Raw genomic sequence first — 9,814 nt, 5'->3', positions numbered from 1 at the left:
TGTGGCAGATCAGTAGCGCCAGGCCAGGCTGAAGCCGAATGTGGTGTAGTCGGTGGGGAAATGGGCGGGCTTGTGCAGTGCCGAACCGACGAAGCCATCCCAGGAAAGCTGCTGCCAGCCGCCGCGCAGGCCCAGCGCCATGCCCGCCAGGTCACGGCCGGACTGCCACTGCGCGGATGGGCCGCCGATGCGGCCGTAGTCGGCGGCGACGTAGAACTCCTGGCCACCGCCGATGCCCAGCGAAAGATCGTTGCGCAGCGACCAGCCGCGCTCACCGCTGAGCGAGCTTTCACCATCGAAACCGCGCACGGTATAGCGGCCGCCGATGGCGAAGCGGTCCTGTGGCGAGAGCGGCGTGCGGTTCCACTGCGCCCGCCATGCGGCGGTGTAGCGCAGGCGCTGCTTGCCCAGCTGGAACGGCACGCTGAACTGCGCGTCGACGGTGATCAGCTTCATCCGCGAGGTCCCTTCCAGAGGCAGCGTCGGATCCCACTGCTGCGCCATCTCTTCTGGCGAGCGCAGGGCGTGGAAGGCCCCCGTGCCACGCCGGTAGGCCACGCTGGCATCGAGCGTGGCGTTGCCGATGAACTGCTTGTGGGTCAGGCCCAGTTCCCAGCCCGCGGTGCGGCGGCGCTGTACTTCGATCTCGGTATCGTCGATGTAGTTCTTCGACTCTCGCTGCCAGCCGCGCGCGTAGGCGCTGAACTTGACCTTGGCATTGCGCAGCAAAAGCCGGTCTACCCGCGCTTCGGCGTTTTGGCTGCGGCCGCTGTAGTCATAGCTTTCAAAGGCACCCACCACGTTCTGGCTGTAGTCGTAAGCGCTGGCGGTGGCACCGAACAGCCAATACCCGTAGGGCACGTCGTAGTGCGCGGTCCAGCTGTTGGTGTCCTTGCCTCGGCCATTGAACACGCCACGGCCGGCGCTGATGTAGAACAGCTCGTTCAGGCCCAGCGGATTGTCCAATGACAGCGTGGCATTGGCCTGCAGCTTGCCGGTGCCACGGCTGCCGGCATCGTCCAGGGTGACGCTGGCGCGTACCGGTGAACGCTGCGTCCAGTCGATCTGCAGGTCGCTCTGGCCCGGCGCCGCGCCCTCGCCGTCGGCCGGCGCGATCTTGATGTCGGCGCTGACGGTGGGCACGCGCTGCAGGTTCTCCAGCCCCTGCTCGATGTCGCGCAGGTTGAGCAGGCTGCCGCTGCGGATCGGCAGTGCATTGGCAAGGGCCGGATGCCGTCCCTGCGGGTCGGAGAACACGGCCTCGCGGAACCGGCCTGGCACCACCGACAACGTCAGCGTGCCCTGGTTGAGGTCCTGCGGTGCCGACAGCACCCGCGTGGTGACATAGCCGCGGGCGATGATCGCGTTCTGCACGCGCTTCATCACCACGTTGATGCCTTCGGTCCCCAGGCAACGGCCTGTGGCCGGATCGTCGACCGGGTCGGCAGCCGCCAGTGCCCAGCCGAAGCGCTGGCTGTCCTCGCCTTCCAGCACGATGCGATCGATGCGCACGCAGGGGCGCTCCTGCGCCGGCAGGCGGTCGCCCTCCTTCTGCGCGTTCCGCTCCAGGCGGACGTCGGGGCGTTGTTCCTGCTGCTCGCGCAGCACGCGTTCGCGTTCCTGTTGCCTCAGCAGTTCCTGCGCGGCTGGATCACCGGCCTGCTGGGCGGCAACACCGAAGGTCATGCCAAGCAACACCACCCACCCACCACCACGGCACGCCTGTCGTGCCTGCTTCTTCCCTGACCGCACAGTGTTTTCCTGATATTGATGCAGGCCGTCAGGCGCTCTGTCCGGAAAAGGACAACGCATCGACGTGCCGGCTTGATTCGGGTCTGCCGACGCACAGGCGACAGCACGCCGCTACGCGAAGCGCAGAAAGGCGCAAAGGGTATCGGCCGCCTCAGGCACTTCTATAGGAAAGATTGCAAATTCAGTCGACTGCGGGGCAACACGCCGCAAACGCCCGGGACGCTGCGCGTTCGGGCCATGGCGCGAACCCTGGTACTACAGCACGCCAGCTTCCGCCTGCTGACGCTACAGTCGCCGCATGACCATCGTCCTACAGATTGAAGGCGCCGCCATCAATGACATCCCCAGCCTGTACGCGGAGATCAACCGCGTGTTCATGGCCGGCGAGAACTGGCAGCTCGGGCCAAGCCTCGACGCCTTGGATGACCTGCTGCATGGCGGCTATGGGGTGTTGGCCGGCCACGACCGGGCCACGGTGATCTGGGGTGATATCGAGCACAGCCGCGCCGCACTGGGACGAACTACCACATGTCAGTGGCTGCAGTCCAAGCTGGAAGCCCCGGGCACCTTCAATAGGAGGACCATTGCGCTCCAGCTGGACGCCCTGCAACGAGGCCAGGGCCAGACCTACTTCGGGATCGTAATGGAGATCTTCGCAAGCCACCGGCAGATCACCCTGGTTCCGGCCTGACTGTGTGCCCCGCACGGCAATGCCCACCAACCGCAGCGGCGCCCACCGGCCCCAGCAGTTACCATGGACGGCCCTGTACCCGCTCCGCTGCCGCTGCCGCCCGGCGCGGCCGGACGCCCTGATCCACGAGTCCCATGTCCAAAGACAAGTCCGCCGAGCACACCCCGCTGATGAAGCAGTTCTTCGCAGCCAAGTCCGACTACCCGGACCTGCTGCTGTTCTTCCGCATGGGCGACTTCTACGAGCTGTTCTACGACGACGCGCGCAAGGCTGCGCGGCTGCTCGACATCACCCTGACCCAGCGTGGCAGCTCCGGCGGCGCACCGATCCCGATGGCCGGCGTGCCGGTGCATGCCTACGAAGGCTACCTGGCACGGCTGGTGGCGCTGGGCGAGTCGGTGGCGATCTGCGAGCAGATCGGCGACCCGGCGCTGGCCAAGGGCCTGGTCGAACGCAAGGTGGTGCGCATCGTCACCCCCGGCACGGTCACCGACGAAGCGCTGCTGGACGACCGCCGCGACACCCTGCTGATGGCGTTGTCGCGCAGCAAGCAGGGCTACGGCCTGGCCTGGGCCGACCTTGCCGGTGGCCGCTTCCTGGTCAACGAAGTGGAGACCGACGACGCCCTGGAAGCCGAGCTGGCACGGCTGGAGCCGGCCGAGCTGCTGGTGCCCGACGAGGAGAACTGGCCGGAGTTCCTGCGCCAGCGCACCGGCGTGCGCCGCCGTGCGCCGTGGCTGTTCGACGCGGACAGCGGGCGCCGACAGCTGCTGAACTTCTTCAAGCTGCACGATCTGAGCGGCTTCGGTATCGATGACAAGCCACGTGCCACCGCCGCCGCCGGCGCCCTGCTCGGCTATGTCGAGGAAACCCAGAAGCAGCGCCTGCCGCACCTGACTTCGATCGCGATGGAAACCGCCGGCGAGGCGATCGCGATGAACGCCGCCACCCGCCGCCACCTGGAATTGGACACGCGTGTCGACGGTGATACCCGCAATACCCTGCTGGGCGTGCTCGACAGCACGGTGACACCCATGGGTGGGCGCCTGCTGCGCCGCTGGCTGCACCGCCCGCTGCGCCTGCGCGAGGTGCTGGTGCAGCGCCACCACGCGGTGGAAACCCTGATCGATCGCGGTGCGGACGCCGACATCCGCGAGCAGTTCCGCCGCCTCGGCGATCTGGAACGCATCCTCACCCGCGTCGCGCTGCGCTCGGCGCGCCCGCGCGATTTCTCCACCCTGCGTGACGGCCTGGGCCTGCTGCCGGCGGTGCGCGAAGTGCTGGCCCCGCTGGACTCGCCGCGCCTGCAGGCCCTGCATGCGGCGCTGGGCGAACACGACGCGTGCGCGCAGCTGCTGGCCAGCGCCATCGCCGACATGCCGCCGCTGAAGCTGAGCGACGGCGGCGTGCTGGCCGATGGCTTCGATGAAGAGCTGGACGAGCTGCGCCGGCTGTCCACCCATGCCGACCAGTTCCTGGTCGACCTGGAACTGCGCGAGCGCGAGAGCAGCGGTATTCCCACCCTGAAGGTGGGCTACAACCGCGTTCACGGTTACTACATCGAAATCAGCAAGGGCCAGTCCGATCGTGCGCCGGTGCACTACACCCGCCGCCAGACGCTGACCAATGCCGAGCGCTACATCACCGAAGAACTGAAGGCATTCGAGGACAAGGTGCTGTCCGCGCGCGACCGTTCGCTGTCGCGCGAGAAGTACCTGTACGAGCAGCTGCTGGACACCCTTGGCGGGCAGTTGGAACCGCTGAAGCAGTGTGCCGCTGCGCTGAGCGAACTGGACGTGCTGGCCGCCTTCGCCGAACGCGCGCAGGCGCTGGACTGGGCGCGCCCGGAACTGCAGGCCGAGCCGTGCCTGAAGATCGAACGCGGCCGCCATCCAGTGGTCGAAGCGGTACGCGAACAGCCGTTCGAACCCAATGACCTGGACCTGCATCCGGACCGTCGCATGCTGGTCATCACCGGCCCGAACATGGGCGGTAAATCGACCTACATGCGGCAAAATGCGCTGATCGTTCTGCTGGCCCACATCGGCAGCTTCGTGCCGGCCAGCCGGGCGGTGATCGGCCCGATCGACCGCATCCTGACCCGCATCGGCGCCGGCGACGACCTCGCCCGCGGGCAGTCAACCTTCATGGTCGAGATGGCCGAGACCAGCTACATCCTGCACCACGCCACCGCCCATTCGCTGGTGCTGATGGACGAGATCGGCCGTGGCACCTCCACCTACGATGGCCTGGCGCTGGCCGACGCGGTGGCCCGCCACCTGGCCTACCAGAGCCGCTGCTACACGCTGTTCGCCACCCACTACTTCGAGCTGACCGCGCTGGCCGACGAACAGCATGAGGGCGGCCGCAGCGGCATCGCCAACGTGCACCTGGACGCGGTCGAGCACGGCGAAGCGCTGGTGTTCATGCACGCAGTGAAGGACGGCCCGGCCAACCGCAGCTTTGGCCTGCAGGTGGCCGCACTGGCCGGCCTGCCGCGCGCCACTGTGGCGCAGGCACGGCGTCGCCTGGCCGAGCTGGAACAGCGCGGCGCTGAAAGCCACGCCGCCGAGCTGGCGCCGCAGGCGCTGGATGCCCCGCAGCAGTTCGGGCTGTTCGCGGCGCCATCCAGCAAGGCGCAGGAAGCGCTGGCGGCGATCGATCCGGACGAACTGACGCCGAAGCAGGCGCTGGAAGCGCTGTACCGGCTGAAAACGCTGCTGTAAGTGCGCCTGGCCAGGGGGCACCATGCCCCCCTGGAAGCCACCGCGGAGAATCCTGCATACTCGGCCACGCAGACCGCCACAGGGGAGCTGGGGCGCCGTTCCGCACAGTCACTGAAACTGCGATCCCAGCGGCATGCAATGGGGCCGGGCAACATGCCGCGGCATCGAAGCGAGGGGATTCGATCACGAGGGAACGAACATGCGGCGTACGGTTCTAGCGTTGTTGCTGGTGTGTGGCGTGGCCGATGCACAGGAATTCGTAAGCAGCGAGCGTACCTACGACGAACGCCTGCGGGGTGCGCGGGTCGCGGCGCTCGGCGATGATCTGTTTGGTGATTCCCTAAACAGGAAGGATGGCACGCTGCAGTTCTCGCAGACCGATGTCGTGGTGCCGACCAGCAGTGGAATGCGGGTCGCATTCACCCGCACAACGCCGAAGCAGAAACAGGGACTGGATCGCGCTGCCGCCCCGCTGGGGGCGTCCTGGGAGATCGATGCCCCCTACATGATGGGCTCCTACGATCAACGCCGGGGCTGGAATGCGGCGGGCGGCGGCCGCTGCAGCGGCAGCAACCTGTCCCCGACCGAGTGGGTGGGCCCGTCACCGGACTTCAACACCCGGGTCATCCCGAAGCACACCTATTGGAGCGGCATCTTCATCAACCTCCCTGCGGTCGGTTATGAATCCCTTTTGCTGAAGGAAGCAGGGGCAAGCCTGCCCCAGGATGGGGCAACCTACATTGGCACCTCGGCCAGCCAGTGGCGCGTCAGCTGCCTGCCAGCCATCAGGAATGGAACCGGCGAAGGTTTTGTGGTGCGGACCACCGATGGCACCCGTTACTTCTTCGATTGGATGGCGGTCCGCGACCAGCACGACGTGCTGGCCAACGAGTACTATCGTGATGGCAATGGCAATGGCACATCGCAGCCCTACCTGCTGGTTCCGGTCGTCGATGTCTTCCTCTACGCGACACGTGTCGAGGACCGCCACGGCAACTGGGTCAGTTACAGCTACGACGGTGCCAACCCGACCCGCCTGCTGGCGATCATTTCCAATGACGGAGCCCGGATCGATATCGACTATGACGCGCAGGGCAAGATCGGCGCCGTCCGGGCCGGGGATCGCACCTGGCGTTACAACTACGTCGACAGCTACTGGGGGCGCACGCTCAACGAAGTCGTACTTCCCGACCAGTCGCGCTGGACCTTCTCCACCGACCGCCATGTGGGTGCCATGCCGTGGACGATGGTGCCCCCCGTCCTGAATCCAGGCTTCTACATGAATTCCTGCGCGCAGAATGCAACGGGATTCCGCTCGGAAGATGCCGGCGACCCGGCCTTCAACGATGTGATCACCATGCGCCATCCCAGCGGCGCACAAGGGGTGTTCTCGCTTCGCCAGTTGATCCACGGATCGGACAACACGCCTGGCAGCTGCGGCATCATCGGCACTAGTTCCTCCAACTTCGGGTTTGGCTCATTCGGCATTCCCAATGCCTACATGGCCAAGTCGCTGGTATCCAAGACCCTGTCCGGGCCCGGCATCCAGCCCGCCTCCTGGACGTACACATACTCACCACACTGGTCATTCACCGGTGGCTGCACCTCCAACTGCGTTTCAACAACCTGGGAAAACCGGCCCGACGGCGTGCAGGCCGAGTATGTCTTCGGCAACGACTACACCGCCAACATCGGCGACCTGCAGATCGAGCGCCTTCGCCGTGCCGGCCTGGTGGTACAGGAAACCCGGTATGTGAAGGCAGCCGCATCGGGGCCCTACCCCGCACGCTATGGAACGCAACTGGCGCCACGCGGGAATCCGCTGACCACCCAGATCCGGCCGATGCAGGACACCCAGCTGCGCCGGGACGGGATGCTTCATCGTCGTTATGTGGATGCATTCGACGGCCTAGCGCGCCCGGTGCGCATCGTCGAATCGAGCACTGCTGGCCCATGATCGGAGCGTGTCGGGATGCGAGCCGCCGGGCGACCGGAACAAGGCCCCGGCAATGAATTCCCGACAATCGATAGACAGAAGCTATAGAAGTGAATGATTCATTCGATTATTCATTTCATCTGGCCATAGCTAAAGTCGAGTGAAGATGTTCCACCCCGTCTTCACCCGCAGGAGCCAGCCATGAGCCAGTCCGATAACAACAGCCCCAAGTGCCCGTATCACACCGCGCCGTCGCCTGCGGAAGGCGCCCAGCAGCAGCGTGAACTGAGCACCACGCCCAAGCAGAAGCACGGCGATGATCCGGTCACGCCGATGACCACGGCCTTCGGCGCACCGGTGGTGGACAACCAGAACAGCAAGACCGCCGGCCCACGTGGCCCGCTGCTGATGGAAGACGTCTGGCTGCTGGAGAAGCTGGCCAACCTCAACCGCGAGATCATTCCCGAGCGCCGCATGCACGCCAAGGGCTCGGGCGCGTTCGGTACCTTCACTGTCACCCATGACATCAGCAAGTACACCCGCGCCAAGCTGTTCGAGAAGGTCGGCAAGCAGACCGAGATGTTCGCCCGCTTCACCACCGTGGCCGGCGAGCGTGGCGCCGCCGACGCCGAGCGTGACATCCGCGGCTTCGCGCTGAAGTTCTACACCGAAGAAGGCAACTGGGACCTGGTCGGCAACAACACGCCGGTGTTCTTCCTGCGCGACCCGCGCAAGTTCGCCGACCTCAACAAGGCCGTGAAGCGCGACCCGCATACCAACCTGCGCAGCGCGCGCAACAACTGGGACTTCTGGACGTTGCTGCCCGAAGCCCTGCTGCAGGTGACCGTGGTGATGAGCGACCGCGGCATCCCGCGCAGCTTCCGCCACATGCACGGCTTCGGCTCGCACACCTACAGCTTCACCAACGCCGACAGCGAGCGCTTCTGGGTGAAGTTCCACTTCGTCAGCCAGCAGGGCATCGAATCGCTGACCGACGCGCAGGCGCAGATCCTGGTCGGCCATGACCGCGAAAGCCACGGCCGCGACCTGTTCGCCGCAATCGAGAAGGGCGACTTCCCGAAGTGGAAGCTGTTCATCCAAGTCATGCCCGAGCTGGAGGCGGAAACCTACCGCATCCATCCGTTCGACCTGACCAAGGTGTGGCCGAAGAGCGACTACCCGCTGATCGAAGTCGGCCAGTTCGAACTGAACCGCAACCCGGTCAACTGGTACCAGGACGTGGAGCAGTCTGCGTTCGCACCGAGCAACCTGGTGCCGGGCATCGGCCCGTCGCCGGACAAGATGCTGCAGGCACGCCTGTTCGCCTATTCCGATGCGCAGCGCTACCGCCTGGGCGTAAACCACCACCAGATTCCGGTGAACGCCGCACGCTGCCCGGTGCACAGCAACCACCGCGACGGTGCGATGCGCGTGGACGGCAACTACGGCGGCCTGCCGCACTACGAGCCGAACAGCTACGGCCAGTGGCAGGAACAGCCGCAGTACCGCGAGCCGCCGATGAAGATCCGCGGTGACGCCGACTTCTGGAATTTCCGTGAGGACGACGCCGACTACTTCAGCCAGCCCGGTGCGCTGTTCCGCAGCTACAACCAGGCACAGAAGGACCGCCTGTTCGCCAACACCGCCCGCGCCCTGGGCGATGCGCCGGACTTCATCAAGCAGCGCCACATCGACAACTGCAGCAAGGCCGACCCGGCCTATGGCGCTGGCGTTGCCGCAGCGCTGAAGGCGCTGGCCAGCCAGCCTTCGGATCCGTTCAAGCCGGCGCAGCCGGAAGCGGACTTCCCCACCGCGACCCCGGGCGCCGAAGACATCGAGCTCTGATCGCCCTGCCCCGTGAACAGCACGCCGCCTCCCCGTGAGGCGGCGTCGCCGTTTTAACGGTCCGCGTCGTACCTTCTGCACGCCCCACCCCAATCAAGGATTCCGCAGATGAGCCTCACCGACGAACTTCTCGCCAAACTGCAGGGCGCCCCGCTGCAGCAGGTGTCGCAGCAGCTCGGCATCAGCGACACCCAGGCTTCCGGTGCGATCAGTGCCGCGCTGCCGGTGCTGATGGGCGCGCTGGGCAACAACGCCTCGCAGCCGCAGGGCGCGCAGGCGCTGCTCGGCGCGCTGCAGAACAACCACAGTGGGCTGGACCTGGGCAGCGTGCTCGGTTCGGTACTGGGCGGCGGTGGCGGTGGTGCCGCCAGCGATGGCGCCGGCATCCTCGGCCACATCTTCGGCGGCAACCAGCAGAAGGTGGAAACCGGCCTGGCCCAGGCCACCCAGCTCGACAGTGGCCGCACCAGCCAGCTGCTGCAGATCCTCGCACCGATCGTGATGGCTTTCCTCGCCCAGCGCCTCGGTGGCGGCCAGGCCGACGCCGGCTCGCTCAGCCAGGCCCTCGGCCAGGAAAAGCAGCAGGTGCAGCAGCAGGGCGGTCTTGCCGGTGGCCTGCTCGGCAGCCTGCTGGACCAGGATGGTGACGGCCAGCTCGGCGTGGGCGATCTGCTGAAGATCGGCGGCAGCCTGCTGGGCGGCAAGCGCTGAGGCATGCGGGCGCCGGACCCGGTCCGGCGCCCGGTTGCTTACAACGCGTCGATATCACCGCGCACGGCCCTGGCCGCGCGTGGGGCCGGTTGCCGTGGGCATGAGGGCCATTGTTGATGGCCCTGCCCGCCTGCTAGCGTGTGTGGCCCATCA

6 protein-coding genes are annotated in these 9,814 nt (G+C 66.4%); 5 read left to right on the top strand and 1 reads right to left on the bottom strand.

Annotated elements, in window-relative coordinates; genetic code table 11:
• Nucleotides 1-9: 9 nt before the first annotated feature.
• Entirely contained in the window at nucleotides 10-1,686 is a 1,677-nt protein-coding gene (locus AC5P9N_RS01630) for a ShlB/FhaC/HecB family hemolysin secretion/activation protein (protein ID WP_239498914.1), read from the bottom strand.
• 364 nt (nucleotides 1,687-2,050) lie between these two features.
• Here AC5P9N_RS01630 and AC5P9N_RS01625 point away from each other — a divergent pair, with 364 nt between their 5' ends.
• The 5 genes from AC5P9N_RS01625 (at nucleotide 2,051) to AC5P9N_RS01605 (ending at nucleotide 9,661) form a co-directional block, all read left to right on the top strand.
• Nucleotides 2,051-2,443 carry a barstar family protein gene (locus tag AC5P9N_RS01625; RefSeq protein ID WP_043035632.1) on the top strand — a complete coding sequence of 131 codons (393 nt, stop codon included), beginning with the start codon at nucleotides 2,051-2,053 and terminating at the stop codon, nucleotides 2,441-2,443.
• Between the two features lie 134 nt (nucleotides 2,444-2,577).
• Nucleotides 2,578-5,169 (top strand): DNA mismatch repair protein MutS, encoded by a 2,592-nt coding sequence (mutS, locus tag AC5P9N_RS01620; RefSeq protein WP_164212649.1) that lies wholly within the window; start codon nucleotides 2,578-2,580, stop codon nucleotides 5,167-5,169.
• 199 nt (nucleotides 5,170-5,368) lie between these two features.
• Nucleotides 5,369-7,126, top strand: a complete 1,758-nt coding sequence (locus AC5P9N_RS01615; protein WP_005412660.1) for a hypothetical protein — start codon at nucleotides 5,369-5,371, stop codon at nucleotides 7,124-7,126.
• 180 nt (nucleotides 7,127-7,306) lie between these two features.
• Entirely contained in the window at nucleotides 7,307-8,950 is a 1,644-nt protein-coding gene (locus AC5P9N_RS01610; RefSeq protein ID WP_005408605.1) for a catalase, read from the top strand.
• Between the two features lie 108 nt (nucleotides 8,951-9,058).
• Nucleotides 9,059-9,661: a DUF937 domain-containing protein gene (locus tag AC5P9N_RS01605; protein WP_005408604.1), complete on the top strand. Its 603-nt coding sequence runs from the start codon at nucleotides 9,059-9,061 to the stop codon at nucleotides 9,659-9,661.
• The last annotated feature ends 153 nt before the right edge of the window (nucleotides 9,662-9,814 follow it).

This window comes from Stenotrophomonas sp. YJH_SMC_6 (genome assembly GCF_059371335.1).
The sequence above is the reverse complement of the archived record's forward strand: the minus strand, read 5'-3'. Positions and strand labels throughout refer to the sequence as shown.